Source organism: Streptomyces sp. NPDC002054 (assembly GCF_040296685.1).
Taxonomy (GTDB): Bacteria; Actinomycetota; Actinomycetes; order Streptomycetales; family Streptomycetaceae; genus Streptomyces.
This window is the reverse complement of the sequence record NZ_JBEOXT010000025.1, coordinates 1-26,659: the sequence shown is the minus strand read 5'-3', so window position 1 is coordinate 26,659 and position 26,659 is coordinate 1. Positions and strand designations below refer to the sequence as shown.

At 70.5% G+C, this 26,659-nt stretch carries 24 protein-coding genes and 4 pseudogenes; 18 read left to right on the top strand and 10 right to left on the bottom strand.

Features of this window, described 5'->3' with window-relative positions:
* The first annotated feature begins 71 nt into the window (after positions 1 to 71).
* Both rsgA and ABT123_RS22705 read left to right on the top strand, forming a co-directional pair.
* Positions 72 to 1,196 (top strand): ribosome small subunit-dependent GTPase A, encoded by a 1,125-nt coding sequence (rsgA, locus tag ABT123_RS22710; RefSeq protein ID WP_351317625.1) that lies wholly within the window; start codon positions 72 to 74, stop codon positions 1,194 to 1,196.
* 253 nt (positions 1,197 to 1,449) lie between these two features.
* Complete coding sequence (locus tag ABT123_RS22705) at positions 1,450 to 2,046, top strand: hypothetical protein (RefSeq protein WP_351317623.1); 597 nt, start codon at positions 1,450 to 1,452, stop codon at positions 2,044 to 2,046.
* A 12-nt stretch (positions 2,047 to 2,058) separates the two neighbouring features.
* On the opposite strand, the gene ABT123_RS22700 is transcribed toward ABT123_RS22705, so the two are convergent.
* Complete coding sequence (locus tag ABT123_RS22700) at positions 2,059 to 3,036, bottom strand: helix-turn-helix domain-containing protein (RefSeq protein ID WP_351317756.1); 978 nt, start codon at positions 3,034 to 3,036, stop codon at positions 2,059 to 2,061.
* A 232-nt stretch (positions 3,037 to 3,268) separates the two neighbouring features.
* Between ABT123_RS22700 and ABT123_RS22695 the strand changes: the two genes are divergently transcribed.
* The 3 genes from ABT123_RS22695 (at position 3,269) to ABT123_RS22685 (ending at position 9,956) form a co-directional block, all read left to right on the top strand.
* Complete coding sequence (locus ABT123_RS22695; protein ID WP_351317621.1) at positions 3,269 to 7,027, top strand: S8 family peptidase; 3,759 nt, start codon at positions 3,269 to 3,271, stop codon at positions 7,025 to 7,027.
* Positions 7,028 to 7,252: 225 nt separating this feature from the next.
* The gene (locus ABT123_RS22690) at positions 7,253 to 8,428 is read left to right on the top strand and encodes a right-handed parallel beta-helix repeat-containing protein (protein ID WP_351317618.1); all 1,176 of its coding nucleotides are present in this window, start codon (positions 7,253 to 7,255) and stop codon (positions 8,426 to 8,428) included.
* Positions 8,429 to 8,609: 181 nt separating this feature from the next.
* A complete protein-coding gene (locus ABT123_RS22685) occupies positions 8,610 to 9,956 on the top strand; it encodes a protein phosphatase 2C domain-containing protein (protein WP_351317615.1) in 1,347 nt (448 codons plus the stop codon).
* A 162-nt stretch (positions 9,957 to 10,118) separates the two neighbouring features.
* Here the strand turns inward: ABT123_RS22685 and ABT123_RS22680 are convergent, their stop codons facing one another.
* The gene (locus tag ABT123_RS22680; protein WP_351317612.1) at positions 10,119 to 10,337 is read right to left on the bottom strand and encodes a hypothetical protein; all 219 of its coding nucleotides are present in this window, start codon (positions 10,335 to 10,337) and stop codon (positions 10,119 to 10,121) included.
* Positions 10,338 to 10,494: 157 nt separating this feature from the next.
* On the opposite strand from ABT123_RS22680, the pseudogene ABT123_RS22675 reads away from it, so the two are divergent.
* From ABT123_RS22675 to ABT123_RS22665, 3 genes and pseudogenes are all read left to right on the top strand, one after another.
* Positions 10,495 to 10,620 (top strand): annotated as a pseudogene (locus ABT123_RS22675) (hypothetical protein); the annotation flags it as partial.
* 46 nt (positions 10,621 to 10,666) lie between these two features.
* A complete protein-coding gene (locus ABT123_RS22670; RefSeq protein ID WP_351317609.1) occupies positions 10,667 to 10,993 on the top strand; it encodes a hypothetical protein in 327 nt (108 codons plus the stop codon).
* A 305-nt stretch (positions 10,994 to 11,298) separates the two neighbouring features.
* Positions 11,299 to 12,444 (top strand): methyltransferase domain-containing protein, encoded by a 1,146-nt coding sequence (locus ABT123_RS22665; RefSeq protein ID WP_351317606.1) that lies wholly within the window; start codon positions 11,299 to 11,301, stop codon positions 12,442 to 12,444.
* A 27-nt stretch (positions 12,445 to 12,471) separates the two neighbouring features.
* Here ABT123_RS22665 and ABT123_RS22660 read toward each other — a convergent pair whose 3' ends face one another.
* A complete protein-coding gene (locus ABT123_RS22660) occupies positions 12,472 to 13,434 on the bottom strand; it encodes an ArsR/SmtB family transcription factor (RefSeq protein ID WP_351317603.1) in 963 nt (320 codons plus the stop codon).
* 85 nt (positions 13,435 to 13,519) lie between these two features.
* Between ABT123_RS22660 and ABT123_RS22655 the strand changes: the two genes are divergently transcribed.
* Positions 13,520 to 14,641, top strand: coding sequence for an alpha/beta hydrolase family protein (locus ABT123_RS22655; RefSeq protein ID WP_502971022.1), 1,122 nt, complete (start codon positions 13,520 to 13,522; stop codon positions 14,639 to 14,641).
* An 81-nt stretch (positions 14,642 to 14,722) separates the two neighbouring features.
* Here ABT123_RS22655 and ABT123_RS22650 read toward each other — a convergent pair.
* Positions 14,723 to 15,568 (bottom strand): annotated as a pseudogene (locus ABT123_RS22650) (DDE-type integrase/transposase/recombinase).
* Positions 15,569 to 15,819: 251 nt separating this feature from the next.
* On the opposite strand from ABT123_RS22650, the gene ABT123_RS22645 reads away from it, so the two are divergent.
* Together ABT123_RS22645 and ABT123_RS22640 are read left to right on the top strand one after the other, a co-directional pair.
* Entirely contained in the window at positions 15,820 to 16,137 is a 318-nt protein-coding gene (locus ABT123_RS22645) for a DUF4158 domain-containing protein (protein WP_351317597.1), read from the top strand.
* 139 nt (positions 16,138 to 16,276) lie between these two features.
* Positions 16,277 to 17,287, top strand: a complete 1,011-nt coding sequence (locus ABT123_RS22640) for a quinone oxidoreductase family protein (protein ID WP_351317594.1) — start codon at positions 16,277 to 16,279, stop codon at positions 17,285 to 17,287.
* A gap of 233 nt (positions 17,288 to 17,520) precedes the next feature.
* Here ABT123_RS22640 and ABT123_RS22635 read toward each other — a convergent pair whose 3' ends face one another.
* The 3 genes and pseudogenes from ABT123_RS22635 to ABT123_RS22625 form a co-directional block, all read right to left on the bottom strand.
* Positions 17,521 to 17,994, bottom strand: a complete 474-nt coding sequence (locus ABT123_RS22635; RefSeq protein ID WP_351317591.1) for a GNAT family N-acetyltransferase — start codon at positions 17,992 to 17,994, stop codon at positions 17,521 to 17,523.
* Positions 17,995 to 18,047: 53 nt separating this feature from the next.
* A pseudogene (locus tag ABT123_RS22630) lies at positions 18,048 to 18,805 on the bottom strand (IS5 family transposase).
* 43 nt (positions 18,806 to 18,848) lie between these two features.
* Entirely contained in the window at positions 18,849 to 19,340 is a 492-nt protein-coding gene (locus ABT123_RS22625; protein WP_351317588.1) for a MarR family winged helix-turn-helix transcriptional regulator, read from the bottom strand.
* A gap of 483 nt (positions 19,341 to 19,823) precedes the next feature.
* On the opposite strand from ABT123_RS22625, the gene ABT123_RS22620 reads away from it, so the two are divergent.
* On the top strand, positions 19,824 to 20,354 hold the full coding sequence (locus ABT123_RS22620; protein ID WP_351317585.1) for a hypothetical protein: 531 nt from the start codon (positions 19,824 to 19,826) through the stop codon (positions 20,352 to 20,354).
* A gap of 98 nt (positions 20,355 to 20,452) precedes the next feature.
* Here ABT123_RS22620 and ABT123_RS22615 read toward each other — a convergent pair whose 3' ends face one another.
* Positions 20,453 to 20,830, bottom strand: coding sequence for a VOC family protein (locus ABT123_RS22615; RefSeq protein ID WP_351317582.1), 378 nt, complete (start codon positions 20,828 to 20,830; stop codon positions 20,453 to 20,455).
* Positions 20,831 to 21,049: 219 nt separating this feature from the next.
* On the opposite strand from ABT123_RS22615, the gene ABT123_RS22610 reads away from it, so the two are divergent.
* From ABT123_RS22610 to ABT123_RS22600, 3 genes and pseudogenes are all read left to right on the top strand, one after another.
* Entirely contained in the window at positions 21,050 to 21,481 is a 432-nt protein-coding gene (locus tag ABT123_RS22610; protein ID WP_351317579.1) for a GNAT family N-acetyltransferase, read from the top strand.
* A gap of 69 nt (positions 21,482 to 21,550) precedes the next feature.
* Positions 21,551 to 21,893: pseudogene (locus tag ABT123_RS22605) on the top strand (thiamine pyrophosphate-dependent enzyme); the annotation flags it as partial.
* A 150-nt stretch (positions 21,894 to 22,043) separates the two neighbouring features.
* Positions 22,044 to 22,421 (top strand): ATP-binding protein, encoded by a 378-nt coding sequence (locus ABT123_RS22600; RefSeq protein ID WP_351317577.1) that lies wholly within the window; start codon positions 22,044 to 22,046, stop codon positions 22,419 to 22,421.
* A gap of 57 nt (positions 22,422 to 22,478) precedes the next feature.
* Here ABT123_RS22600 and ABT123_RS22595 read toward each other — a convergent pair whose 3' ends face one another.
* Together ABT123_RS22595 and ABT123_RS22590 are read right to left on the bottom strand one after the other, a co-directional pair.
* On the bottom strand, positions 22,479 to 23,534 hold the full coding sequence (locus ABT123_RS22595) for a DUF2637 domain-containing protein (RefSeq protein ID WP_351317574.1): 1,056 nt from the start codon (positions 23,532 to 23,534) through the stop codon (positions 22,479 to 22,481).
* 254 nt (positions 23,535 to 23,788) lie between these two features.
* On the bottom strand, positions 23,789 to 24,646 hold the full coding sequence (locus ABT123_RS22590) for a (2Fe-2S)-binding protein (protein ID WP_502971021.1): 858 nt from the start codon (positions 24,644 to 24,646) through the stop codon (positions 23,789 to 23,791).
* 172 nt (positions 24,647 to 24,818) lie between these two features.
* Here ABT123_RS22590 and ABT123_RS22585 point away from each other — a divergent pair, with 172 nt between their 5' ends.
* From ABT123_RS22585 to ABT123_RS22575, 3 genes are all read left to right on the top strand, one after another.
* Positions 24,819 to 25,478, top strand: coding sequence for a GntR family transcriptional regulator (locus tag ABT123_RS22585; protein WP_351317571.1), 660 nt, complete (start codon positions 24,819 to 24,821; stop codon positions 25,476 to 25,478).
* Positions 25,479 to 25,833: 355 nt separating this feature from the next.
* Complete coding sequence (locus ABT123_RS22580) at positions 25,834 to 26,196, top strand: CorA family divalent cation transporter (RefSeq protein WP_351317568.1); 363 nt, start codon at positions 25,834 to 25,836, stop codon at positions 26,194 to 26,196.
* A 32-nt stretch (positions 26,197 to 26,228) separates the two neighbouring features.
* Positions 26,229 to 26,579 (top strand): magnesium transporter CorA family protein, encoded by a 351-nt coding sequence (locus ABT123_RS22575; RefSeq protein WP_351317565.1) that lies wholly within the window; start codon positions 26,229 to 26,231, stop codon positions 26,577 to 26,579.
* Positions 26,580 to 26,659 lie beyond the last annotated feature (80 nt).

Genomic DNA, 26,659 nt, shown 5'->3' with positions numbered 1-26,659 from the left:
CTGACACTCCTTCTTGTTCCCGCGCGCGTCGAGCGCGCGGTGCCGGGGCCACCCCTTGTGAAGGGTCCCCCTTGTCTCTCTCTTCTTTCTCTTCTCACGCGCACGCCCTCGCTCCCTACGGCTGGGACGAGGCCTGGGCCGAGGAGTTCGCCCCGCACGCCGCGCTGGGCCTGCTGCCCGGCCGGGTGGTGCGGGTCGACCGCGGGCAGTGCGACGTCATGACCGCGGACGGCATCGTCCGCGCCGACACCGCCTTCGTCACCCCGCACGACCCGATGCGGGTGGTCTGCACCGGCGACTGGGTCGCGGTGGACCCGGCCGGGGCCGGCGACCCGCGGTACGTACGGACGTACCTGCCGCGGCGGACCTCCTTCGTGCGCTCCACCTCCTCGAAGCGGTCCGACGGGCAGATCCTCGCGGCGAACGTGGACCACGCCATCGTCGCGGTCTCCCTCGCGGTGGAACTGGACCTGGGCCGGATCGAACGGTTCCTGGCCCTGGCCTGGGAATCGGGCGCCCAGCCGCTGGTCGTGCTGACCAAGGCGGACCTGGTCCCGGACCCGGTCTCGCTGTCCTACCTCGTCCAGGACGTGGAGACCACGGCACCGGGCGTCCAGGTGCTCACCGTCTCCTCGAAGACCGGCGCCGGCATCGACGTGCTGGCCGCGGTCGTGTCCGGCGGGACCAGCGTGCTGCTGGGCATCTCCGGGGCCGGCAAGTCCACCCTGGCGAACGCGCTGCTCGGCGAGGACGCCATGGAGGTCCAGGAGATCCGCGACGTCGACGGCAAGGGCCGCCACACCACCACCACCCGCAACCTGCTCGCCCTGCCGGGCGGCGGCGTGCTCATCGACACTCCGGGGCTCCGGGGCGTCGGCCTGTACGACGCGGAGACCGGCGTCGGGCAGGTGTTCTCGGAGATCGAGGAGCTCGCCGGGCAGTGCCGCTTCCACGACTGCGCGCACGAGAGCGAGCCGGGCTGCGCGGTGCGCGAGGCGGTCGACCGGGGCGAGGTGCCGGAGCGGCGCCTGGACAGCTACCGGAAGCTGGTCCGGGAGAACCGGTGGATCGTCGCCAAGACGGACGCCAGGCTGCGGGCGGAGATCCGCCGCGACTGGCGCCTGAAGGGTGCGGAGGGCCGAGCCAACCACGCCGCCAAACGCGGCCCTTCCGGCTCCCACCAGCACACCCGGTGATCCGGCCGGCGCGCCCGGCGTCCGGACCCGATTCGGGCCCGGACGCCGGGTGTTGCCCTCTGAACGGGTGAAGTAGCTTGGTCGCTCCGTCACCTGTGGCAGGGGGAGTGCAATGGGCGTGGTCGTGCTGATCGTGTCGGCTGTTCTGGCATACGTTGGCCACCGGTGGTACCACTTCCCCGGTCACTGGAAGTACGCCTTCTCCGATGCCTGGAAGACCGAGCGCGCTGCCCTCCAGAAGGATCGCTCTGCCATGAAGTCCCGGCAGGCCGACGTCCGCAAGGAGAAGACGGCGGCCCAGGAGGCGGTCCGGGCGGCGAGGCTGGCGTACGAATCGACCGTCAGCAGCCTGGAGGCGGAGCGGAAGGAGCTTCGCGCCACCCCGGAACGCGGCGCCCTCAAGGAGAAGTTCGGCGCGCTGGCGCTCCACGAGCACGCCCTGGTGATCAACGGCAAGGAGCTGCCGCTCGACCGGCTGGACGTCTCGCTCGAGCCCAGGGACGACACGGTGTACCTCAGGGTGAAGACCCCGACGCCCGAGCTGGAGTACGTCCCCTTTCCGGCCGGCGAGTACTCCGAGGACAGTGTGCGCGGCTTCGAGGTCCGGCTCACGAACGCGGTGGGGGTGGAACACCGGTTCCTCGAGCGGCGTGCGGCCCGCGTGCCCGAGGTGGAGGCCGCCCTGGCCGTGGCCAGGGCCGACACCGCCGACCGGGACGAGGCGGAGAACCACCTGCGAGCCGTCATCGCCCGTCAGGACGGGGACGAACAGCTCGCTGCCGCGACCGCCGACTGGGAAGCCGCCCGCGCCGAGTGGCAGAAGCTCACCGGATACCGGCCTCCCCTGTGAGGGTATGACGGCCTAGCGGGCCACCCAGCCCCGTTCGTATGCGTGCCAGCCCAGTTGGAGTCGGGTGGTGATCCCGGCCAGTTCCATCAGGCCCTTCACCCGCCGCTGTACCGTCCGCAGGCCCAGCTCCAGGTGCTTTGCCACGCTCGCGTCCGTCATGCCCGCCAGCAGCAGTGACAGGATCTCCAGGTCCGTTTCGTCCGGGGCCGTCTCCGACTCGGTCACCGCCCCGCCCGTGCCCAGCCGCAGCGGCAGGGAATCCCGCCACACCGCCTCGAAGAGGCCCAGCAGGGACTCCAGCAGGCCGGACGCGTGCACCACCAGCGCCGCCGGCTCCGCGTTCCGCCCGGTCAGCGGCACCATGGCCAGGGTGCGGTCCGCGATCACCAGCTTGGTCGGGACCTGCGGGGTCACCCGGACCTGCACACCGCGGCCCAGCGCGCCCTGCGCCTCCCGCAGCCCCTGCGGCTCCGTCAGCACCTCCCGCTCGATCACCACCCGGTAGCCCACACCGCGCCCCGTCGCCCGGTCCTCGGCATCGTTGTCCGTGCCCGTCATCACCTGCGGCCGGCCCGTCACCAGCGCGCACACCTCCTCCTCCGCCCCCAGCTGGAGCTGTACGAAGCGGTGCGCGACCGCGCTCGCCCCGGTGACCACCTCCACCAGGTCGTGGACGGCCGGCTCGGCGGCCTCCGCCCGGTACTCCTCCGCCAGCAGCGCCGCCGCCAGCTCCGCCTGCTCCAGTTCGTGCCGCTGCTGGGTGAGCAGCGCGCCGAGGGCCACCCCCGGCGGTGCCGCCACCCAGCGGCCCGGCCGGGCCGAGGACTGGGCCGCCAGCCCCTGCCGCTCCAGATGCCGCAGCGCCCGCTCGGTCTGCGGCACCGGCAGGGTCAGCCGGTGTGCCAGATCGGGGACCTCCGCAGCCCCCAGCGCCACCAGCGCGCGGTACGCCGATTCCTGGCCCTCGTCCAGGCCTATCGCACCCAGCAACCCGTCCACCCCACTCCCGCTCGCCCGCCCCCGCTCGCCCCGCCCCGCTCGCCCCGCCGAACTGGCGGGAAGCGGCCACGGCACAAACCCGCCGCGGACATCATCACCGCACCCCCCGCCACTCTGCCAAGGTGACGCCACCGCAGCACCACCATCCACCGGCCGGAACTCGCGCTTGGGGCAACTTTGCCACGCAATGACGAGGTTGGCCGGAATTCACCTGGGGAGAGCGATGCGCCCGATATCGCGAACGGCACTCGGGGCGGCCACCGCCGCCGTTCTGGCCGTCACCGCCGTCGGCCCGTCCTCGGCACAGCCGAGCGACGCCACCGGAAAACGACCACTGACCGGCAGCGAGGCCGCGGCGAGAACGCCCGCCGGACCGGTCACCGTCACCCTGGTCACCGGTGACCGGATCCTGGTCTCCACCGATGCCGCCGGCCGTACCGCGGCCACCGCGATACCCCGCGAGGACGGCACCCAGCCGCTCGTACAGACCCGCCAGTCCGGCCGCGACCTGTACGTCTACCCCGAGGGCGCCATCAAGGCCCTGACCGCCGGCAAGGTCGACCACGAGCTGTTCAACGTCAGCTCCCTCATCCGGCAGGGCTACGACGACAGCCGCGCCAAGAAGCTCCCGCTGATCGCGGTCTACGAAAGCTCCGTGGACGTCGCCCGCAGCACCCCCGTCACCCCGCGCGGCGCCGAACGCGCCCTGGTCCTCGACTCCATCGGCGCGGTCGCCCTCACCGCCGACAAGCAGCAGACCGCCGAGTTCTGGGCCGATGTCACCGGCCCCCGGTCCCGCGCCGCCGGCGGACTGAAGAAGCTGTGGCTGGACGGCAAGGTCCAGGCGAACCTGGAGCGGTCCACCCGGCAGGTGGGCGCCCCCACCGCCTGGGCCGCCGGCTACGACGGCAAGGGCGCCAAGGTCGCCGTCCTCGACACCGGCACCGACCTCGACCACCCCGACCTCAAGGGTCGGGTCGCCGGATCGAAGAACTTCACCGACTCCGACACCGACGCCGACCGCCAGGGCCACGGCACCCACACCATCTCCACCGTCGGCGGCTCCGGCGCCGCGAGCGGCGGCGCCAAGAAGGGCGTCGCCCCCGGCGCCGAACTGCTCTCCGGCAAGGTTCTGGGCGACCAGGGCTACGGCCTGGATTCGTGGATCATCGCCGGCATGGAATGGGCCGTCGACAACAAGGCCGACATCGTCTCCATGAGCCTCGGCGACCCCTCCCAGACCGCCTGCGACGACCCGCTGGCCGCCGCCACCGAACGCCTCTCGCAGCAGGGCGCCCTGTTCGTGATCGCGGCCGGCAACGCCGGCCCCGGCAACAACACCGTCTCCTCGCCCGGCTGCGCCCCCAGCGCGCTGACCGTCGGCGCCGTGGACCGCGACGACACCACCGCCCCCTTCTCCAGCCGCGGCCCGGCCGGCCTCCGGCACACCCTCAAGCCGGAGATCGCCGCCCCCGGCGTCGGCATCTCGGCCGCCGCCGCCGGCGGTCGCGGGGTGTACGCGTACCAGGCCATGTCCGGCACCTCCATGGCCACCCCGCATGTGGCGGGCGCCGCCGCCCTCCTCAAGCAGCGCCACCCCGACTGGACCGGCGCCCAGCTCAAGGCTGCCCTCGTCGGCTCCGCCGCCACCACCGTGCCCGGCGACGTACGGGAGACCGGCGGCGGACGCCTGGACGTCCCGGCCGCCCTCGCCGCCGGTGTCACCGGCGCCCCCGCCGTCCAGGGCGGCACCTTCACCTGGCCGCAGGACCGCAGCGACCGCACCACGGTCGAGATCCCGTACACCAACACCGGCAGCGCCCCGGTCACCCTGAACCTGTCCCTGCAGAAGGTCACCGGCAACGACGGCTCCGCCGTCCGCGCCCCGATCGCCCGCCTGGACCGGCGGACCGTCACCGTCCCGGCCGGCGCCACCGTCAAGGTGCCGCTCGCCCTCGACCCGGCCGCCCGCATCGACCGCGCCCAGTACGGGGACATCACCGGCCGGGTCCTCGCCACCGGCCCCGCCGGCGTCCGGATCTCCACCCCGTTCTCCCTGTACGTGGAGCCGGAGACGGTCACCCTGCGGGTCAAGCTCCTCGACCGCGCGGGCAAGCCGGCCGCCGGCCCCTCCTCCCTCGACGTGGTCGGCACCGACACCGCCACCGGTGAGCGCCGCTTCAACGAGGGCGCGGCGGACCAGGTCTACCGGGTGCGCCCGGGCGCGTACTTCCTGTCCGCCTTCGTCGGCACCCCCGACGCGGGCGAGGGCGCCGAGCTGCTCGACTCCCTCACCTACCTGGGCCGTCCCCAGGTGGAGGTGAAGAAGGACACCACCATCGTCCTGGACGCCCGGAAGGCGGGCCGGCTGAGCATCGCCGCCGACCGGCCCACCGAGAGCCGCAGCACCACCCTGTCCTTCGCCCGCAGTTGGGACGACACCTGGCTGCACGCCGGCACCGCCATGGGCGGCCGTACCATCCGCGGCTACTACGCCTCGGTCGAAGGCCGCGCGGACGACGGCGCGTTCGAGTTCGGCAGCTACTGGCGGGCCGCCGCCCCGCTGGTCGCCGAGCTCAAGCCGGCCGGCGGCCCGGTCCTGCACCCGATCACCGCCTCCCTCGGCAGCGACAACCTCGACGGCACCGGCAGTGCCCCGCTGGTGAACGCCGGCAGCGGCACCCCCGCCGAACTCGCCGCGGCGGGCGCCAAGGACGCGATCGTGCTGGTCAAGGCCGAGGACGGCGGCCTGTTCCAGCAGGCGAAGGACGCGAAGGCGGCCGGCGCCAAGGCGGTGCTCGCCCACCGCGACGCCCCCGGCCGCTGGGTCGGCTTCACCGGCTACGCGGGCGGCGCACTGCCGGCCCTCACCATCGACAGCGCGGAGGCGAAGACCCTGCTCGACCGGCTGGCCGGCGGCAAGGTCACCCTCTCCTGGAAGGCCACGGCCCGCAGCCCGTACGTCTACAACCTGGCGCAGACCGAGTCCGGCCCGCTGCACGGTGACCGGGCCTACCGGGTCCGGGACCGCGACCTGGGCTCCGTACAGTCCACCTACCACGCGATGGGCGTGGCCGCCGACTACATGGACTTCGTCGGCGCGTACCGGCCGCTGGGCCACGCGGTGTTCTTCGGCTCGATGGAGACCGTCGCGGTGCCGGGCACCCGGACCGAGTTCTACTCCGCCGGGAACACCACCTGGGACCACCTGGTCTCCAGCAGCTTCCCGTGGGGCGAGTTCATGACCGACCAGCAGCGCACCTACACCAAGGGCGGCAAGCGCAGCGAGTCCTGGTACGACGGGGTGATCGGCCCGGTCGCCCCGCGCGACCCGGCGGGCCGGCCGGTGCTGGCCGCCGAGCGGCAGGGCAACCTGATCGGCTTCGCCTCCGCGATGTGGGGCGACCGCGGGCACTACGCGCAGCCGGGCTCCTTCGGCGACATCGGCAACCTGGCGCTGAAGCGGAACGGCGAGCAGATCGGCGGCAGTTACTACCCGTCCGGGGTCTTCGAGGTCCCGGCCGAGGAAGCCACGTACGAACTGACCCAGAACATCGAGAAGGTCGGCGCCCCGGCCCAGGTCTGGCAGCGCTCGCAGGCCGTGCAGACCTCCTGGACCTTCCGCTCGAAGCTGGACGCGTCGGCCTACTCGCAGACCCTGCCGATCCTCTTCCCGGCGCTCTCGATCCCCGAGGACGGCACGAAGACGGTGGCCGCGGCAGGGGGCATCCGCATCGGCCTGGCCGCCACCGGCCACGCCGGCTACACCCCGGGCACGCTGAAGTCGGCGAAGCTGTCGTACTCCTACGACGGTGAGCACTGGACCGAGGCGAAGGTCACCCGGCAGGGCGGCGCCTGGACGGCGGAGGCCGACCACACGGGCGCGGCCGGCAAGCCGGTCTCGCTCAAGGTGGAACTCACCGCGGCCGACGGGGCCTCGGTCACCCAGACGGTGACCCGGGCGTACGACGTACGCAGCTAGCGGTGCGGTGATGCAGGGCGGCGGCCGTCGGGAGGTTTCCCGGCGGCCGTTCGCATTCGGCCGTCCGGGTGGGTGGGTGACTCCGTAGGCGTGCAGTTGACGGTGTGTCGTGCCCGAGAGACGGGACTTCCGCGGGCGGGGAGGTTAGTACCCATATGTCCTCCGGGTGCCTCCCCGCTGGTTCGGCCGGGCGGCGGACCCTGGAAAACAGTCGAAGGGAAACGCATGAAGCTGCGCCTCGTCCTCGCCTGCTCCTCGGCGGTCGCAGGTCTCGGACTGTGTGCCACGGGCGCCCCGGCCCTGGCCGCACCCGCCAAGGCCGCACCCCTGAACGTGTCCGTGCCGTGCGGCACCAACGGCACCGACCTGCTGATCGACGCGGTCAACGAACTGAACAACAATTCCGACGGTGGCACGATCCGGCTGGCCGAACGGTGCACCTACGCCTTCAACAACGGCACCGGTTCGAATGCCCTGCCGCAGATCGACCGCCCCATCACCATCAAGGGCGAGGACTCCGCCCTGATCCGGTCCGACAGTTCCCCCGACTTCCGGCTGATCGAGGTGGGATCGAGCGGACAGCTCACGCTGAAGGGCCTCACCCTGGCCGGCGGGCACACCAACGGCGACGGCGGGGCCATCCTCAACCGCGGGATCCTGCGACTGGATCAGACCACGGTCGCCGGCAACCGGGCGGACGACGACGGCGGTGGCATCTACAACGAGGGCAACGCCAAGCTGACCGACAGCTACGTGCAGACCAACGTGGCCGGCGACAACGGCGGCGGCCTCAGCAACAGCGACAGCGGAACCCTCACCCTTGTCAAGACCGTCGTGACCGGGAACGCCACGGACGAAGACGGCGGCGGCATCGAGAACGACGGCAGGCTGACGATCAACTCCAGCCGCATCGAGAACAACGTGGCCCGGGACGGCAACGGCGGCGGCCTGGACAACGAAGGCCAAACGACCGTCAAGGAAAGCAAGTTCATCGAGAACTGGACGGGCCAGTCCGGCGGCGGCATCAACCAGGAATCGGACGGCACCCTGGAGATCTTCGGCAGCGAGTTCTCCTACAACAAGGCGGGCGAGGACGGCGGTGCCCTGCACAACGCCGGAGACGCGATCCTGAACAAGACCAAGATCGTCAAGAACCAGGCCGGCGACGACGGCGGCGGCATCAACAACGAGGTGGAGAACAACCAGATCCCGGTGCTGACGCTCAAGTACGTGCTCATCAAGGAGAACCGGGCCGCCGACCAGGGCGGCGGCGTCCGCAACGAGCAGTACGGCAAGGTCGAGAACGTCAAGAGCGAGATCATCAAGAACCTTCCGACGAACTGCGCGGGCGACGTGCCGGGCTGCTACGCCAAGGACGAGGAGAAGAAGCGGACCCCGTGACCCCGTGACCCTGCCGGCATCGCCGGAATCAAAGGTCTGAGCGGATGGCGGGCACGTCAGTTCGAGACGCCGGTCCTCGCCGCCCCGAGTGGGGCGCGGGGACCGGCGTCTTTCCGCACGCACGGGCGTAATCCGCGCAATCGGCGTTCCCGGCCGACCCGACCGGCCGACAATGGGGGGCATGAGTCAGCAGGGGGACGCGGACCCACAGGACTGGTGGCACAAGCTCTACGAGGACCCGCCCGGTGCGGTGGAGCCCGGCGCGGCGGAGCCGCCGCCGTACGAGGGCCCGCCCGCACCGGCCGGGCTGCCCGACCCGCCCGAGCGGCCGGACCGGCCGGATCCGCGGGTGACGCTGGTCCCCGGCCCCCGGGCCGCCGCGGACGACGATGCGGCGGACACCCTGGAGTCCCGCTTCGGCTCGGCCTGGGCGATGCTCACCGGCGCCGAGACGCCGGCCGGACCGGACCCCCGCGCGGGGGTGCCGGACCCCCGGTCGGCCGACGGTGCTCCGGCTCCCGAGCCCGCGCCCGGGGCGGAGCCCGCGCCGGAGGCGAGGACCGATCCGGAGCCGAAACCCGTGTGGGCTCCGGAGCCGGCCACCGCGGCCACCGGGTACGCCCTCGGGCAGGTCGCCGTACCGCCCGTGGTCGCGGACGCGGGGCCGGAACGGCCGGCGGTCCGGCACCTCGGCGACCGGCCGCCCACCTACGCCGCCGAACCCGGCGCGCTGCCCGTCGCCGACCCGGCCGCGCTGGACGCGCTGATCCCCGACACCGTCCTGGAGGGCGCACGCTACGGCGGCAGCGTGCTCCGCGCCGGATCCGTGCGCGGGGACTCCGCCCGGTACCGCGGCGAGGCCCGCCGGGACTTCCTGCTCACCGCCCGCTTCGGCACCGGCGACGACTCCCTGGTGCTGGTCGCGGTGGCCGGCGGGGACCGCGCCGCGGAGGGCGCCCGCGAGGCCGCCGCCGAACTGTGCCGCTGGGTCGGCGCCGCCGTCGGACGCAGCCAGGGCCGGCTCGGCGACGACCTCCGGGCCGGCCGCCGGGACGCCCTGCGCTCCGGGCTCCAGCGGCTCACCGACCGCGGTTACGGCCGGCTGCGCGCCCGCGCCGCCGAGCTCGGCATCGAGGAGCCCGAGTACACGGCCGGACTGCGCTGCCTGCTGCTGCCCATCGACCCCGAGTGCCATATCCGGGTGAGCTTCGGCACCGGCCCGGGCGGGCTGTTCCGGCTCCGCGCGGGCGACTGGCAGGACCTCGAAGCCGGCGCCCCCGCGGCGGAGGACGGCTCCGGCACCGGATTCCGCTTCCGAGCCAGCCTGGCCAGGCCGGGGGACACCCTGCTGCTCTGCACCGCCGGCCTGGCCGAGCCGATGCGCGAGGAGGCCCTGCTGTCCGCCGAGCTCGCAGCCCGCTGGGCCGGAGCCGAGCCGCCCGGCCTCGCCGCCTTCCTCGCCGACACCCAGCTCCGGCTCAAGGGATACGCCGACGACCGCACGGCCGCCGCGCTCTGGGAGGCGTAACCGAACGGATCATGGGTTGATGGGAGGCGGGCAGCGAGCCACCGCGACGCGGCGGAGCAGTTCGTCGACATCCTGGTGCGCGCCCGCGTACGCCGGACGGACGACATGCATGTTCGCGCGGGAGCGCCCCGCGGCGCGTGGCTGCGGGGCGCCTTGCGGGGTTCAGTCGACCATCTGCCCGTCGCCCGTACCGCCCTTGCAGGTGTTGGTCGCCCAGTCGACCGTTCCGCCGCCCTGCTCGCACTCACCCGGGGTGAGGGCTCCGGTGACGACACCGGTGGCGGTGGCGGTGGCGGCGGTCGCGGTGGCGGCGCCTGTGAGGCCGAGTCCGGCGAGGGCTGCCGTGGCCATGACGGCGGCGAGAATTCGTCGTATGCGCATGTGGTTTCCCTTTCACGGATTGCCTCGGTTGGGGCACTCATCAGCTTGATCTTCACCCGTGTGGGTGGCGCGCTGGATTACTCCATTCGGGTGACGTCTGTCGAGAGTGGGTCACCGGTGCCGCAACCCGCCGGAGAGGCCCTGAGGGCCGTGCTCGCAGTACGACAATCCGTACGACGTGGGCATGAGCGGCCTGCTCGGCTACGGCGCCGCCTACGAAGCCACCCACGAGTGCGACCTGCTGATCCTGCTCGGCACCGACTTCCCCTACAACGCCTTCCTCGTCTGGGGGACGTACGGGAGACGCTGCGCGCCCTGAACGCCGTCTGGTGGACGTGGTCACCGACCCCGACGCCCTGTCGATTCCGCCGAAGATCAGCGCCGAAATGGTGACCGGATTCGCACTGTCGGCCAGCAAGATCGTGCTGGACGGCGGAGTGGGCCGCATGCCCCAGATGGCCGGACGTCGCTGTCGAGATGAGAAACCACCACCCGGAGGCCGCTCGTATCTGATGCCGGCTACCACTACGACGAGGCGTTTGCGGCCGACCTCCGGGCGTCGATCGAGCGCGGCGACGACCGCGGGACCCTGGGCGGCGAGGGCGATTGGCTTTGCGGCCTTGCCGACGCTGCCGCGTTCTTCGCTGACGCCCTGAGCCCCGCAGAGGCCCCGGAGTACGGGCCCATTTAGTGCTCCGCCGTCGATTCGTCATCGGCGCGCGGAGGGGCGGCAGAGCTGCGTGGCCGGTGAGGTCGGCTCCACACAGCTCTGTCCGCTCCTGTACGGCGCCCCCATGGCGCGCAACACTCAACCACGCCCGCCCCGCGGGGCGGGCTCGCACAACGAGGAGACCGTCATGACCGACAACGGCAAGCACGGCGGACCGCCGGAAGACAAGCCGTGGACTCCTCCGCCCGCTCCGCCGAACCCCGACGGCAGCCGGCCGAGCAAGTCGACGCCGTGAACCGGGACATCTGTACTGACGCCCTACTGGCGGGAGCCTTACTGCGCCCGCCTTGGGTGCACCAGGCGTTCCGCAAGGTCAACCGGGAGGACTTCGTCCCTGACACCGTGTGGCTGCCGGCCAAGGACCCAGAAGGCAACTGGGAGTTCGTGGACCGTGCCGCCGACGCCGAGAAATGGCGCCAGGCAGTCTGGAATCCCTATCAGTCGGTCGTCACGCAGCTGGACGACGGAGCCGTCCCCAGGAGCGGACCTTCGGCCGGGGACTTCACCTCGTCGGTGTCTGCGCTGGACATCGTCATGCGCAAGCTGGGACATCTGGACCTCCAGGAGGGACACCGGGTCCTGGAGATCGGATACGCGTCCGGCTATCACACAGCACTGCTGTGTGAGCGGGTGACCTCGTCGAACGTAACGGCGGTGGAGGTTGACGAATCGCTTGCAGCATGGGGCGAGAGCCACCTCAAACAGGCCGGATACAGTCCTCACCTGATCTGCGGCGACGGCCTACAAGGCGCCCCCTCCCGGGCCCCGTTCGACAGGATCATCAACACGGCGTCGCTGCGCCGCGTGCCGGTCGAATGGGTTGAGCAAGCAGCGCCCGGAGCTGTTGTCCTCACCCCGTTCGGAACCGCTTACAACAACACGGGGCTGCTGAGGCTCGCCGTCGACAGCGGATCGGTGGCAGAGGGCTACTTCGTGGGGCAGGCCTCATACATGTGGATCCGCGGTGAGCGGCCCGCGGTGGATCTCCAGGTGCCGCAGGAATCGACCGCGAGACGGTCGCCGGTCGCCCCTGAGGCAGTTCTGGAGGTTGATGACGCGCACGCCTTCGCGATCGGCCTCCAGGTCCCTGATGTCTCGTACTCATTTCGGGGCGAGGGACAGGAACGACGGGTTCAGTTCGTCGACGAGGCCGGCACGTCTGCCACGATCGTCCGTTACGCCGACTGGTGGAAGCGGGACGCAGTCCGCTCGTGGGGGCCGCGCGATCTCTGGGCGGAGGTGACAGCGGCGTACACCTGGTACGAGGAGCAGGGGCGCCCGCACATCACCCGCTTCGGCGTGACGGTCGACCGCAACGGCCAGCGGGTATGGCTGGACAACCCAGGCAACCCGGTCGGCTGGAGCGCCTCTCCTTGATGCCGGCAGTGTGGCGAACTACGGCGGTCAGGCGCCCGCAACCAGCGTGCCGAGAGCCGTGCGCTGGTGGGTGACCGAGCGGCCTGTGCGGGTTGTCGTCGCCATGCCTGCCGATCTGAGCGCCGCCGCGTGGGACGAGGCCGTCGCGTTGGTGACGTGGAGGGCGCGGGCCAGGGATGTCGTGGTGTGGGGCTCGGCGAGGAGGCGCAGGGCGTCGAGCCGGGTGCGGCCCAGGACGGTGGCCAGAGCCTCGGCGGGGCCGACCGGGCGCCCCGCGGTGGGCGGGAGCCCGGGACCGGCTGGGTATGTCAGGACTGCGGGATGGCCCTGGGTGTCCTGAAGAAGTGGGCCCGCCGGGTGGTGGAAGGTGGGCAGCAGAACCAGGCCGCGCCCGTCGAGCCAGACGTCGTGGGAGTGGCCCGGCGCTGCGCCGGGCCATTCCCACACGCCCTCGTGGAGTCGGCTGCCCGGGGCCAGGCCGGTCAGCGTGGCGGCCACGCCGTGCTCGGCGACCGTCAGGGCGTAGCGGGTGAACTCCGCGCGGTGCAGATCCTGTACGACGGACCAGACCGGGGCGAGGACCGTCTCATACGCGGCCTGCTGGGCGCGGCGCAGGGTGCACCAGGCCGTCTCGTCGCCCGCGTGCAGGCCGCGGATCCAGCGAGGGGCGGGCACTGCCCCGTAGACCCGCTCCAGCTCGGAGCGGACCAGACCGGGGCTGGTGGCGCGGATCTGTTCGAAGCCGTCGGCCATGGTGTCGCCGAGTACGTCGAGGAAGGAGGGCGGGCGGCCCGCCGGCACCAGGTCGGCGAGCGGGTCGGCGGCGGCCGGAAGGGATCGCAGGACACGGCCGCGCCACGGCGTGAACAGCGGCCCGCCACGTTGGGCCACGACTGTCGTCAAGGCTGCGTGCAGCTCCTGGAGCGGCGCCGGGCGGGGTGCGAAGCGGATCCGGGCGAAGTCCTCTGCGGTGAAGTGGATCCGCAGCACTCTCACAGCTCCTCGTCCTGGGCCAGCCTTTCGGCCAGGGCCTGAGCCTTCGCATCGCGACGGCCCCCACCCCAAAGATGTTCATATGACTTCGACTTCTCGACGCACTCTTCTGAAAGGCACCCTATTCGGGAGCGCCGCCGCCCTGCTGCCCACGGCCGCGTCCGCGTCCGGCTCCGCGTCCGCGTCCGGCTCCGCGTCCGCGTCCGCCTCCGGTGGCCGCCCGATCCTCCGGCTGCCCGCGCCCGCCGGCCCGTACCCCGTGGGCATGCAGACGGTCCATCTGACGGACCCTGGCCGTACCGACCCGTGGGTGGGTGGCGTGCGGGAGTTGATGCTGACCGTCCTGTACCCGGCCCGATCGGTACGCGGCTTCTCCCGCGCCCCGCAGCTCACCCCGGACGAGGCCGAGGTGTTCGCCGAGTACGCGCCGCACGTTCATCCGGGACTGCCGGAGCCGGGAGCGGTGGACTGGGGCGAGGTCCTCACCCACGGGTACGTGGGCGCGCCGCCGCTGCCCGGGCGGCGGCCGGTGCTGGTGTACTCACCCGGCGGCGGTGACTCCCGTACGCTCGGCACAACCCTCGCCGAGGACCTGGCGAGCCATGGCCGAGTGGTCGTCCTCCTCGACCACCCCGGTGACGCTTCTCAGGTGGAACTGCCGACCGGGATGCGAACGTCCGTCCTGATCGGACCGCCGGATCCAGCGACCTTCCGCACCATGGTGGACACTCGGATCGCGGACCTCCGCCTGGTCCTGGACCGGCTCGCCGACCTGCCGCTCGCCCCGGTCATGGACCCCTGCCGGATCGGGTTGTACGGGCACTCCGCAGGCGGCACGGCGGCGGTGTACGCGGCCCGCCGCGACCGCCGGGTCGGCGCGGTGGCAAACCTGGAGGGCTATCTCGACCTGTACCCGACGCCGCTCGGCTTCGACCGGCCGCTGCTGCTGTTGCGCACCGACGGATTCGAGGGCGCCGCCCGTATCGAGTCCTCCTGGGCGAGCCTTCCCGGCCGCCGCGTGCTGCTTGCCGACGCGAACCACTGGGCGTTCACCGACTACGGCTCGCTCGTCGCACGGCTCCAGACCGCCGGTCTCGTGACAGCGGCAGCACGTGCCGCGCTCATCGGCACCGGCGACCCGGTTGTGACACTCGCTGAGATACGGACCCGGGTGGGGGCCTTCTTCGCCCGCCATCTGTTGTAGCGGGACCATGGGGAGGCGGCCAGTGGCTGGCCTCGGCCCGGTACCGGGAGGCCCAGACCGGATCGGTCACCGCGTGCGGCGCTAGGTGTATTGCCTCGTTAGGTTGGGGACGCGGCTTGCGGGTGGTTTGCCTGCGAGTGCGGTGTGTCCGCGGTGGTGATTGTAGGAGTGGAGCCAGCCGGGGAACGCTTCGCGGTGTTCGATGTCTGACCGGTAGGGGCGGGCGTAGGCCCATTCGTCGAGCAGGGTGCGGTTGAAGCGTTCCCCCTTGCCGTTGGTCTGGGGCCGGTAGGGCCGGGTTCGTTTGTGGGTGATCCCGGCCGCCGCCAGGCTGTCGCGCCAGTCGCGTGAGCGGTAGCAGGAGCCGTTGTCGGTCAGAACCCGTTCGACGGTGATCCCAGCGCCGGTGAAGAAGGCGTGGGCCCGTTGCCAGAAGGCGGTGGCGGTCTCCTTCTTCTCGTCCGCGTGGATCTCGCTGTAGGCGAGGCGGGAGTGGTCGTCGACGGCGGTGTGCAGGTAGCTGTAGCCGGCGTTCCTGCGGGTCTTGCGGCCCGCTTGCCGGCCCAGGACCTTGTGTCCGCCGCCGTCGGGGATGTTGCCGAGCTTCTTGATGTCGACGTGCACGAGCGGACCAGGCCGAGCAGGTGGGCGATACGGGCCGGTCCCCAGCGGCGCAGGAGGCGGACCTTGATGATCCGGCGTTCGGTCCGGGTCGGTGTCCGGCGCGGCGTGTGATGGGGACGGCTGGAGCGGTCACCCATGCCCGCTTCGCCCAGGGCGCGGTAGCGGTCGGCCCATCGCTGGGCGGTGGTCGGTGAGACCTGGAAGCGTTCGGCGGCCCGGCGCAGGGGCCAGCCATCCTTGACCACACAGAGGGCCAGACGTAGTCGGGCCGGTCTCGGTCAGGGGTGCATTACGGTGGGGCACGAGGGCTTTTCGGTCAGGTGTAGACGTCGTAATCCACACCGAACCGGAAGGCCCTCACCTGTTCAAGGGGTGTGACCCAGATACGGCACAAACCCGCCAGAACTTGATCTTGGGTTGAGCCGGTGGTCTACCACGTCATGCGTTGGGCTGTCGTGGCTACGGCCCTCTGCCTCGCGGCATGATCTCGGGCGGCACGATGCGGCTCGGGTGCCTGGAACGTCGTTGGCTGCCGGAACTTGCGGGGCGTGGGGATGACTTCGATCGGGCGGACTGCGTATCCGCGGTTCAAGCGGCTGGTCAGTGCGCATGAGCTGCATCTGTTCTTCGCGCCGACGCGGGAGGAGGCGGCGTGTGCGGAGCGGATGGACGCGGATGGAGATCAGCTGGCCCTGCTGCTGGCGTTGAAGTCGTACCAGCGGATGGGCCGGTTCCCGAGGCCGGAGGAGTATCCGGAGGCGGTGGTCGATTTCGTGCGCCGCGCGGTGGAGCTGCCGGAGGCTACGCCGGTTATGGGGGGGTGGCCGTACGGCGGTGAGGAAGCGGCGGGTGGTGCATTCGTCGACCCTTGACGGCCTCGGTCTCCTGTCCCAGACCCGGGTGCAAAGCAGGCGTCTCAGCTCTCGGCGGGGGCGGCGGGCTGGTCTGCTTGCCGGGAATCGGATCGCCATCAACGGGGTTGGTGGGGGATGAGCCGTTAATTGGAGGGTCATGCGAGCGATTCAGGTGTACGAAGTGGGCGGTCCCGAGGTGCTGCAGGAGGCCGAGGTGGACCAGCCGCGGCCGGGTCCGGGCGAGGCGGTCGTGGAGGTCGCTGCATCCGGGGTCAACTTCCTCGACGTCTACCACCGCGAAGGCCGGTACAGCCTCCCGCTGCCCTTCACCCCGGGCGCTGAGGGCGCCGGCACGGTCGTCGAAGTTGGACCCGGCGTCGCTGACGTCGCAGTCGGGGACCGGGTCGGTTGGGTGGAGATTCCCGGCACGTATGCCGAGCGGGCCGTCGTGGACTCCTCCCGGTTGGTGCCGCTGCCCGACGATATCGGCTTCGAGACAGCCGCCGCCGTGCTCCTCCAAGGCATGACCGCGCACTATCTCGTCAAGGACGCCTACCCGGTTCAGGGGGGCGACACGGTGCTCGTGCATGCGGCTGCTGGTGGCATGGGGCTGCTTTTGACCCAGCTCATCACCCATCTCGGCGGCAGGGTGATCGGCACGACGTCGACCACGGCGAAGGCCGAGCTGGCGAAGCGTGCCGGGGCCGCTGAGGTGATCCTTTCCTCCGCAGTCGACGATCTCGCAGCCGAGGTGAGGCGGCTCAACGGCGGTCAGGGACTGCCGGTTGTCTTCGACGGCGTCGGCGCGCACACCTTCGATGCGAGCCTCGCCAGCCTGCGAACCCGCGGCCATCTCGTGCTCTTCGGCGCGGCAAGTGGTGCCGTGCCGCCGTTTGATCCGATTCGGCTCGCCCACGGCGGTTCGCTGACCCTGATCCGGCCCAGCCTCGGGGACTTCATCGCCGATCGGTCCGAACTGCTCCGACGGGCCGCCGATGTGTTCGAGTGGGTGCGCTCCAAGGCGCTTGAGGTCACCGTAACGGGCCGCTACGCATTGTCCGAGGCCGCCCAGGCCCACAGCGATCTGGAGGCTCGGCGTACCACCGGCAAGCTGCTCGTCGTACCCGATGCGGCCGCTATTGGACGCCGCGAGGAGACGAAGAGCTGATCGCGGGTGACGAGGTCGGGGATCTTGGAGACTGAGATGTCGAGGGCATGGCCGATCGTCATCGCCAAGATCCCCGACACTGTCAGGCACTCAGCAGGCCAAGATCAAGTTCTGGCGGGTTTCTGGCGTATCTGGGTCACACCCCTTCAAGATCCCTCAGCCGAGACCTGGCTCACCCGTCCACAACCTCCCGGGACAGAACAGCTAGGGGCGTGTATCGGAAGTGGATCTCATCAGGTGTCGAGTGGAAGTTCCAACAGTTCCTCTGGAAGCTGGAAGCCGAGGCGCTGATAGAGCGGGGTGCTGCGCTCTGACGGCCAGACGATCAAGCCCTCAAGGCCAGCACCGCGTGAACGCTGCTTCAGCGACTCAAGGAGCGCCGAGCCGACTCCCTTGTTCCGTTGTGACGGTAGGACGAAGAAGTTCGTGACATAGCCGACCGGGTTGTTGTCCTCGTAGGGCTCCGGCATCCGCTCCACCAGGCAGAGGAAGACGTGACCGCAGATTTGGCCCTCGGTCTCTGCGACCCAGGCCAACCAGCGGCCACCGCTGAGCCGGTCGCGGATCCAGTGCTCGGCCTCTTCCAGGTGCCGAGCAGGAGCTGGCGGTTGCCCTTCGTAGTCCTCCTGCTTAAACGTCCAACGCAGTTCGGTCAAGGTCCGGGCATCGGTGAGCCGAGCCGGGCGCACGACTAAATCTGTGGTCATGGAGGCGAGCTTCGCTCCTGCAGCAGGGTGAGGCAAACTCATTTCCGCGCAGGTCACAGCCGTTCGTCGATGGCCGCAACGAGAACGGTCGCCTCGTAACGGACCGCGAGTTTGTCGTACCGCGTGGCCACTGCACGGATTCTCTTGAGGCGGTTGATGCCGCACTCGACCGCGTGGCGCTCCTTGTAGTCCACAGGGTCGAACTTCGGCGGACTGCCACCGTGTGAGCCGCGCTTCTTACGGTTGCGGATCTGGTCCGCCTTGTCTGGGATCGTGCACCGGATGCCACGCCGACGCGGATAGGCGCGGTTCTTGCGGGAGGCGTACGCCTTGTCGGCCCGCACCCGCCGGGGACGAACGCGCGGTCTGCGCGACCCCAGCTGCGCGACCCAGATGTGCCCCAGGACGACCTCGAACTGCGGGGAGTCGCCGCGCTGCCCGGCCGTAATCACGAACGACATGGGCTTCTGTCCCTGCTCGACAGCCAGATGCAGCTTGGTCGTCAGGCCGCCGCGCGAGCGTCCGAGCCCGTGATCAGCCGGCTCGCTGCATCGGCCTGGGCCTGCAGCTCGGCGAGGATGCACTGCCAGGTGCCATTGCGCTGCCAGCGGCGGAACAGGTCGTACACCCGACCCCAGGGCCCGTACCATTCCGGCACGTCCCGCCACGGCGCCCCGGTACGTCTTCGCCACCGTATGCCGTCGATCAGTTGCCGCCGGGTCCACACGGGCGGCCGTCCCGGTTTCTTGCCGGTCGGCAACAACGGCTCAAGCCGGGCCCATTGCGCATCCGTTGGGTCTCCACGCCACACGAAGTGGATCTTCGCATGTGGAGATCCACTTCCGATTCACGCCCTAGGAGGCCCCGTCTCCCTGGACGTTGGCGATCATCGTGCGCAGCACCTTGAGCGCGGCTACGTATTCCTCGTCACTGATGCCCCTGTGGACCTCCGCGCGCAGCTCCGTGACCAGCCCGCGCAGCCGGAGCCTGACGGCCTCGCCGGCATCGGTGAGGTGCAGGTTCTGCCCGGCGTCGGTCCGTAGCCAGCCGCGGTGGAGCAACTGGTCGATGACCCGAGGGATCTCGCGCGGCCCGCCCGCGAGGGGGGTCAGCTGGGCGATCACCTCTTCACGACTCGGCGCTGTGGGCCCGCCGGTTACTCGGTTGAGTACCCAGTACTGCGGCTGGGTGACATCGATCCTGGCCATGGCGTCACGCAGATGCCGGGTCACGGCCTCATGGGCGAGGCCGCTCCAATAGCCGATGGGCTGGCTGGCCAGCATGTCCTCTGTGGCGGCCGGATCAGCCGGCGCCTGGTCGGTGATGCTGCCGCTCAACGGTTTCATGATCACGACGCTACATCCCCGTCGTGAGTGCGTCCTTGTCGGCACCGGGGTGGAGTTCTGAACCGAAACGCAGGGCAGCGCCCTCAGGTCGAACTTCGCTGTGGCGGGCTGCACTTGACCGTTCAGCGCACCCCAGGATGGGTCGTCGCGCTCATCGCCGCGGCAGCCGGATCCGCCGCAACGTGGTGGACAACCCGCTAGGGCCTGGTTGTGAAAGTGCTGGTCACAGCCACTCGTTGAGGACTGCGACCAGCATGGTCGCCTCGTAGCCTGCGTTGCCAGTGGCCGACAGTAGGATGATCGAATCAGCTGGAGGGTGTGTTGTTCGGTCGCAAGGGCCGGCTGACCTGATGGCCGAACAGGCCATGCAGTGCCAGGAGTTCGCAAGTACCGGCCTCGAACAGCGGCGCCCTCCGCTGAGAGTCTGGGACTGGATGTTCCCCCAGACGACCCGGACCCGACGAATCGCCCCAAGGAGACCCCATGCGCCTGACCAAGACCCTCGCCGCCGGAGCCGTCGCGCTGAGCGCGCTCGTGACGCTGACCGGCTGCGGGGACGACGGCGGGGCTGGCGCCGAGGGTCCGATGGGCGGCCTGCCGGTGGCGAAGACCATGGCCGATGTCCAGAAGGCCGTCATGGAGCGCGGAGAGGACTGCAGCCCGCTCGAGCAGAGCCGCGAGGGGAAGACCTACATGGTGGACGAGGCCAAGGACCCCGCCTGGGGCATCAAGGAGCGTGCCGTCTGCTTCGACAGCAGCGGCAATTCCGTCACTGTGCTGCTTCTCGAGGACATGACCAAGTTCCAGGAATCCTTGGCCAAGGGCAGTGGTCGCTTCACGGTCGGCCAGAACTTCGCTCTCGCCGGCACGGGCGAATCCTTCGGCCAGACCCTGAACCGGAACGGTCTGAGCATGCTGTCATGCGACCCGGACGACCGCGCGAACGTGCCCAGCGGCTACGAGATCCAGGAGGGCAAGGTCAAGGGCTGCTTTACCACGACCTACGACGCGTAGCCGCTCCCAGCCCCGGAACCCCGGCCCCTGGAAGGCCGGCCGGGGTACCCGGCTTCGCACCGCAGGCCGCGGCATGGCCGATGGGCCTCGGGCGAGCGTCAGAGCGGCTTGATACGGGCCTTGAGCAGGCAGAACTCATTGCCCTCGGGGTCGGCCAGGACATGCCACTGCTCGTCCCCGGTCTGGCCGATGTCGGCCCGGCGGGCGCCGAGCTCCAGGAGGCGTTCGAGCTCGGCGTCCTGGTCGCGGTCGGTGGGGTTGACGTCGATGTGCAGCCGGGACTTCCCCGGCTCCGGCTCGTCCCGGCGGGCGAAGAAGATCGTGGGCTGCGGACCGCCGAACCCTTCCGGCGTCCCGATCTCCACGCAGCCCTCCTCGCGGTCGACCACGACGTAGCCAAGGACCTCGCACCAGAACTGCGCCAACAGTTCGGGGTCGCGGCAACCGAGCACAAGCTCACCGATACGACATGCCATAAAGAAACCTGCTCTCAGTCGGCGGGCCGCCGGGCCAGGCGCGAGCTCATGGGCTCCCGGCAGCGAAAACAACTCCGCGACCGTACCGGGCAAGGCAGGCATGGGAAAGATCTTTTCCGTGCCGAGGGTGCGGCAACCTGTACGACGCGGGGTGGGGGGCGGCGCTTCGGCGTGGCTAATCGATGGCTCCGGGGTGTCCTCGTCTGCTTGGATGCGGCCATGCCCACTGATCTCCCGGCCGGCTACGACATATGCACTGACCCGGCTCGTCTCGACCGTGCAGTCATCCACCAGTGGCTGTCCGAGGATTCTTACTGGGCCCTGGGCCGGTCCCGGGAGAAGCAGGACGAGGCCATGGCCAACTCGCTGAACTTCGGGGTCTATGACAGTGCTACCGGTGTTCAGCTCGGTTACGCCCGTGTGGTCACGGACCAGGCCACCTTCGCGTGGCTGTGCGACGTCTACATCGCTCGTGGCAGCCGGGGGAAGGGCCTGGGGCATGCCCTGGTTGCTGCCGTCTGCGAGCATCTCGAGCCCTACGGACTGCGCCGCGTGCTGCTGGCCACCGCGGACGCACACACGCTCTACGCCACGGCGGGCTTCGCCTCCCTCGAGAAGCCGGAGAAGTGGATGACGCTCGGCGCACAGTAAGGGCCACGGCAGGCCGCCGGTGATGCGGTGCCTTCGAATCGCCATCCGCTTCCCCCGCCTGGCCTGATTCGTCAAGTGGTGTCGATGTCAGGTGACGGGGGTTTCTCGATGCTGATGGAGATTTCCTCACCCTGGTGCAGTACGACCTGCCCGTCAAAGTGGTTCTGTTCAACAACTCCTCGCTCGGTATGGGCGAGCTGGAGATGCCGGTTTCCGGCCTTTTTTCGTACGGAACGCTGCGATCGCCCGGGCGGCGGGTGCCTGCGGGTCTGCTCTGGTGGACGTGGTGACCGACCCCGACGCCCTGTCGATTCCGCCGAGGATCAGCGCCGAAAGGGTGACCGGATTTGCATGATCGGCCAGCAAGATCGTGCTGGACGGCGGGGCGGGCCGGATGCTCCGGATGGCTTGATCCGGCCTGCGCAACATGTCGCGTCCGTAACTCCGTTACAGGCGGAGAGGAGTGCGTTTCCCTCCGGCGGGCATGCATCCCGTAGGCCTGTTCGAAGGCGGAATTCATACGGGGAGGTACGTCGCCGTGCGGGTGGGGGCGAAGACCGAGATGACTCGGACGGTGCGCCGGGCGGATCTGAAGGCGGTGGGCGAAGTCCGCAGGGATCTGCGGGAGATGCTGCGGCACCGGTGCCGGACGGACACCGCGGAGGTGGCGGAGCTGCTGGCCACCGAACTGGTGACCAATGCACTGGTCCACACGGACCAGGGCGCCGATGTGAGCCTCCGGCTCGCCGACTCCCGGTTACGGGTGGAGGTGCGGGACGGGACCGCACGGCGGCCCCGGCCGTACGTACCGATCGCCGACGACGGTACGCACGGCCGGGGGCTGATGCTGGTGCAGGCGTTGGCCGACGCCTGGGGGGTGGACCCGGCCGACGGGGGCAAGGTGGTGTGGTTCGAACTGGACGGCGGCGGCCCGGACTGAGGGCCGGATTGAGGTCCGGACGGAGGTCTGGACAGAGTTCCGGACCGGGGCTGCTCGTCAGCCGAACTGCTGCTCCAGGTCCTTGAGTTTGCGCTCCAGCGAGTCGAGTCGGGGAAGGGCCTGGGTGTCGTCCTCGGCGGTGAGGTCCACGGTCCGGGCCTCACCCGTCTCGGTTCCGTGAACGGCCTGCAGGGAGGGCCGGCGGAGTGCGGGCAGTTGTCCCGGTTCCGCTATGGCGGGCTCCGCGCCGACCGGCGCGGAGCCTGAACCCGGAGCGAGACCGGGCGCCTCGACCTGACGGCCGCGGGCCCGGGGCAGACCGAAGGCCCGGTGCTGCCGGCCGAGCGCCCTGATGTGCGCGCGTTCCCGGCGCTGGTGCTCGCGCCGGCGCAGCCGCTCCTGCTCCTTCTCCCGCTTGTCCTCCCGCACATCGTCCACTGCCTCGTCGAGGGTGCGCACACCCTCCAGCAGCATCAGCGACCAGGCGCCGAAGGTCTCCCGGGGCGCCCGGAGCCAGCGGACGATCCGGATCTGCGGCAGCGGGCGGGGTACCAGGCCCTGCTCGCGGAGTGCCGCCCGGCGGGTCTGCTTGAGCGCGCGGTCGAACAGGACGGCCGCGGAGAGCGACATTCCGGCGAAGAACTGCGGCGCCCCGTCGTGGCCGAGGCCCCGGGGGGCATGCACCCAGTTGAACCAGGCCGCCGCGCCGGCGAACAGCCAGACCAGCAGCCGGGAACCGAGGGCCGCGTCACCGTGGCTGGCCTCGCGGACGGCGAGCACCGAACAGAACATGGCGGCGCCGTCGAGGCCGAAGGGGACCAGGTATTCCCAGCCTCCGGTGAGGTTGAGGTTCTGCCGGCCGAAGCCGACCAGTCCGTGGAAGGAGAGCGCGGCGGCCACCGCCGCGCAGCAGAAGAGCAGAACGTACGAGGCGGTGCCGTAGATGGCCTCCTTGCGGCGCCGGCGCTCCTCGCTGCGTTCCCAGCTGTCTTCCGCCGCGGCCTTCTCGCTGTCGCGCCTGCCCCGGGCCAGCACCGCCACTGCCGCAAGTACGCCCAGGATCAGCAGGCTGCCGGGAAGCAGCCAGTCCAGCGATATGTCGGTCAGTGTCATCCGGTGTCCCTTGCCTGAAGACTCGCGTCGCGTGAGCGGCTTTCCGGCGGCCATAGTGGCGGAACCGGTCCGGCCCGCACGCGGGTTTTGGGGCAAGAGGACTCTGACGGGGTGTGGGTCCCTCCGGATAGGGTGTTGTGTCTCGAACTGCGGTGCTATCAATGGCAGTTGCGTTCGATTACGACCACTCGTCAGAGGTGGTTAGACGGCGTGTGGACGGTGTGCGTGTTGTGCGGTCGGCTGTCAGGCCGCCGTCAGGCCGTCAGGCGGTTGACCCGCTCGGAATCGCAGGTGCGCGGGCAGGTGGCGCAGGGGTCGGTGGGGCGGATGGTGTAGAAGAGGCAGCAGCTGATCCGGTCGCGGGTGGCGAGCGGCCGGCCGTCCGGGCCGGTGAGGGTCCGGAATCCGCTGCCGCCCGTGTACGGGGCGGTCGCACCCGGCAGCAGCAGCTCGAGCTCGGCCGTGGCGCGGCCTTCCTCGCCGAACAGTTCGCCGAGGTACCAGAGGCCCTCGGTGACATCGTCCGTCACCATGCCCCACAGGGCCCGACGGCCGCGCCGCATCCGAGAGGAGAAACCTTTCAGCACCGGTTCGAGGTGCTCGGCCACCGCAGCCCGCACCTCCGCCCGGAGCGCCTCCTCGTCGGGCGCGACCCTGGCCCCCGGGAGGGCCGCTGCCGGATCGTCCGGCAGGCAGGTGAAACCTTCCGTCCGGACGGCCATCCGGCCCAGCTCCCGGTGGAAGGAGACCCGGTCGGCCGGCAGCCGCGGGACCCGCCGGTGCAGGAACCAGGGCACCGTGAACAGCAGGCAGGCCGGCCAGGCGTACCGGTGCAGGCCGAATCCGGCCACCACATCCGGCCGGCCCGGCGCCCCGTAGTCCCGCAGGACCTGGGCCTTGTCCCAGTCGAGGAAGGCGTCCAGAGCCGCCCCGCCCGCGGCGAGCTCGTCCGCGCCGACCCACCCCACACCGCGAGGGGCCGGTTCGTGCGCGTCGAGCTCGGTCACCCGGAGCCCGGGATACGCCTCGGCCAGGCGCGCGTACGCGTCCGCCACCGGAGAGCCGGGCGGGGCGGTCGTGACGGGGAGCGCTGCCGGGACGGTCATGGTCATGCAGGACCGGTCATACGGGACCACCGAATCACACGATCGTTAACAGGTAAGCCTTACCTTATCTGACGCTCGGCCGATTTCACCCCGCCGGGTATCCGGCTGTCCGGTACCAGACTGTCCGGATCCCGTCGCCTATCCTCTGGGAAAGCACGAGATCAGCCAGGAGGACCGAGTGCACGACGCGGCCGAGGTCCGATTGCCCCGCCAGAAGGTCCTGCGCCACTCGGTGCGCGGACAGATCCTCGATGCGCTGCGGGCCGCGCTGGTGGACGGCGAGCTCGTACCCGGGGAGATCTACTCCGGGCCCGCCCTGGGGGAGCGCTTTGGGGTCTCGGCGACCCCGGTTCGCGAGGCGATGCAGCAGCTGGCCCTGGAAGGGGCCGTGGAATGCCTGCCGAACCGCGGCTTCCGCGTGGTCAGCCGTACGGCGCAGGAGCTGGCCGAACTGGCCGAGGTGCGGGCCTTGCTGGAGGTTCCGGTGATGCTGCGGCTGGCCCGCACGCTGCCGGCCGAGGCGTGGGAGGCCCTGCGTCCGGCGGCGGCGGCCACCGGCGAGGCGGCGGCCCTGGGTGACGTCCCCGCCTATGCGGAGGCGGACCGGGCCTTTCACCGGGCGGTGCTGGCGGCGGCCGGCAACCGGCAGCTGCTCCAGGTCGCGGACGACCTGCACCGGCGGGCGCAGTGGCCGCTGCCGGGAGCTCCGCGGGTGCGGCGGGCCGATCTGATCGCCGATGCGGCGGAGCACACGGCGCTGTTGGAGGCGCTGATCGCGGGCGACCTCGCCGTGGTCGAATCCCTGGTCCGCGAGCACTTCGCAGGCACCCAGTCCTGACCCCCTGTCGACTGCGGGTTTCGTGCGTTCCGGGGCGGATCGGACTCATGCCGCAATGTCCGACTTTGTAATCACATTGCTTGTCGTTTACCGTGTCCGAGGCGCCGGAAAAACCGCGCCTTGATGTGCGGGAGGTGATCAGCGTGCCTGGTGGAAGTAGTCCCAGGGCGTACACGCCGCCGATCCCGCTGGACGCGCTGCAGTAGCAGTCCGCGTTGCCCGCGTTCCTTTTTCTTCGCGCGCTCTTATTTACATCCGACGCCGTGCCGTGCCGCGTTGCACACATTTACCGCATGTTTACCGCCGAATCACGTCCGAGTGCGCCCAGGACGTGAATCGGCAGGAGGAAATTGCCATGACCAACACCATGCCGACGGACCGCGACAACACCCTCATGCCGGCCGAGACGGTGGGGCAGCACGCCCAGAAGGTGGAGCTGCTCCGCGAGATCAACACGGAGATCCGCGGGCTGAACAAGGAGATGGAAGACATCCGGGAGATCACCGAGGACCAGTTGAAGGTCACCGTGGAGACCCGGAAGGTGAGCGCCTGGACGGCGATCGCGGTGGTGCCCGGAGCTCTCGCATCGCTCTACGGCTCCAACTTCGAGCACATGCCCGAGCTCCAGTTCAAGTACGGCTGGCCGCTGTTCCTCATCGCGCTGGCATCCACCGCGGTGGCCACCTATGTCGCGGTCAAGCGCAAGGGCTGGCTGTAGGTCCGGCACCGAGCAAAGGAAGGACGATCCGCATGTCGGAAAACTCCATGCAGCCCAGCGTGGCCGGGCTGAGCGCGAAAGACCTCGACGCGTGCTCGAATGACGAACTGCACGCCTTTCTCCTGGGAGTTCGCCGGTACCGGGAGGAGCTGGTTCTGCTCCACCGGAAGTCGGTGGACCTTTACCAGGGGACGAAGGTGGCACGGCGGGTGAGTTCCTGGCTCGTGGTGTTCATGATTCCCACGCTGCTGGGCGGTATCTACGCCGCGAACTTCTACAAGTGGGAGGAGCAATTCGTGTGGGCCTGGCCGGCCTTCCTCGCCCTGGTGGCGGCTTCGGGCGTCGGCATGTTCACCCACCTCCGGCGCAGGGGCTGCCTGTAGCGTCGCGCCCGGCGCCGATGCCGCGGCCGGGCCCGGCACCCCCGCGGGGGGCCGGGGACCGGCCCCGGGGCGGAACACCC

Coding starts and splice junctions, on each gene's coding strand:
- ABT123_RS22705 (WP_351317623.1), top strand. CDS start 1,450: ATGAAGTCCCGGCAGGCCGACGTCCGCAAGGAGAAGACGGCGGCCCAG.
- ABT123_RS22575 (WP_351317565.1), top strand. CDS start 26,229: ATGTCGGAAAACTCCATGCAGCCCAGCGTGGCCGGGCTGAGCGCGAAA.
- ABT123_RS22600 (WP_351317577.1), top strand. CDS start 22,044: ATGACTCGGACGGTGCGCCGGGCGGATCTGAAGGCGGTGGGCGAAGTC.
- ABT123_RS22690 (WP_351317618.1), top strand. CDS start 7,253: ATGAAGCTGCGCCTCGTCCTCGCCTGCTCCTCGGCGGTCGCAGGTCTC.
- ABT123_RS22615 (WP_351317582.1), bottom strand. CDS start 20,830: ATGGCATGTCGTATCGGTGAGCTTGTGCTCGGTTGCCGCGACCCCGAA.
- ABT123_RS22595 (WP_351317574.1), bottom strand. CDS start 23,534: ATGACACTGACCGACATATCGCTGGACTGGCTGCTTCCCGGCAGCCTG.
- ABT123_RS22655 (WP_502971022.1), top strand. CDS start 13,520: ATGACTTCGACTTCTCGACGCACTCTTCTGAAAGGCACCCTATTCGGG.
- ABT123_RS22625 (WP_351317588.1), bottom strand. CDS start 19,340: ATGAAACCGTTGAGCGGCAGCATCACCGACCAGGCGCCGGCTGATCCG.
- ABT123_RS22580 (WP_351317568.1), top strand. CDS start 25,834: ATGACCAACACCATGCCGACGGACCGCGACAACACCCTCATGCCGGCC.
- ABT123_RS22590 (WP_502971021.1), bottom strand. CDS start 24,646: ATGACCATGACCGTCCCGGCAGCGCTCCCCGTCACGACCGCCCCGCCC.
- ABT123_RS22645 (WP_351317597.1), top strand. CDS start 15,820: ATGACTTCGATCGGGCGGACTGCGTATCCGCGGTTCAAGCGGCTGGTC.
- ABT123_RS22640 (WP_351317594.1), top strand. CDS start 16,277: ATGCGAGCGATTCAGGTGTACGAAGTGGGCGGTCCCGAGGTGCTGCAG.
- ABT123_RS22620 (WP_351317585.1), top strand. CDS start 19,824: ATGCGCCTGACCAAGACCCTCGCCGCCGGAGCCGTCGCGCTGAGCGCG.
- ABT123_RS22695 (WP_351317621.1), top strand. CDS start 3,269: ATGCGCCCGATATCGCGAACGGCACTCGGGGCGGCCACCGCCGCCGTT.
- ABT123_RS22685 (WP_351317615.1), top strand. CDS start 8,610: ATGAGTCAGCAGGGGGACGCGGACCCACAGGACTGGTGGCACAAGCTC.
- ABT123_RS22680 (WP_351317612.1), bottom strand. CDS start 10,337: ATGCGCATACGACGAATTCTCGCCGCCGTCATGGCCACGGCAGCCCTC.
- ABT123_RS22610 (WP_351317579.1), top strand. CDS start 21,050: ATGCCCACTGATCTCCCGGCCGGCTACGACATATGCACTGACCCGGCT.
- ABT123_RS22635 (WP_351317591.1), bottom strand. CDS start 17,994: ATGACCACAGATTTAGTCGTGCGCCCGGCTCGGCTCACCGATGCCCGG.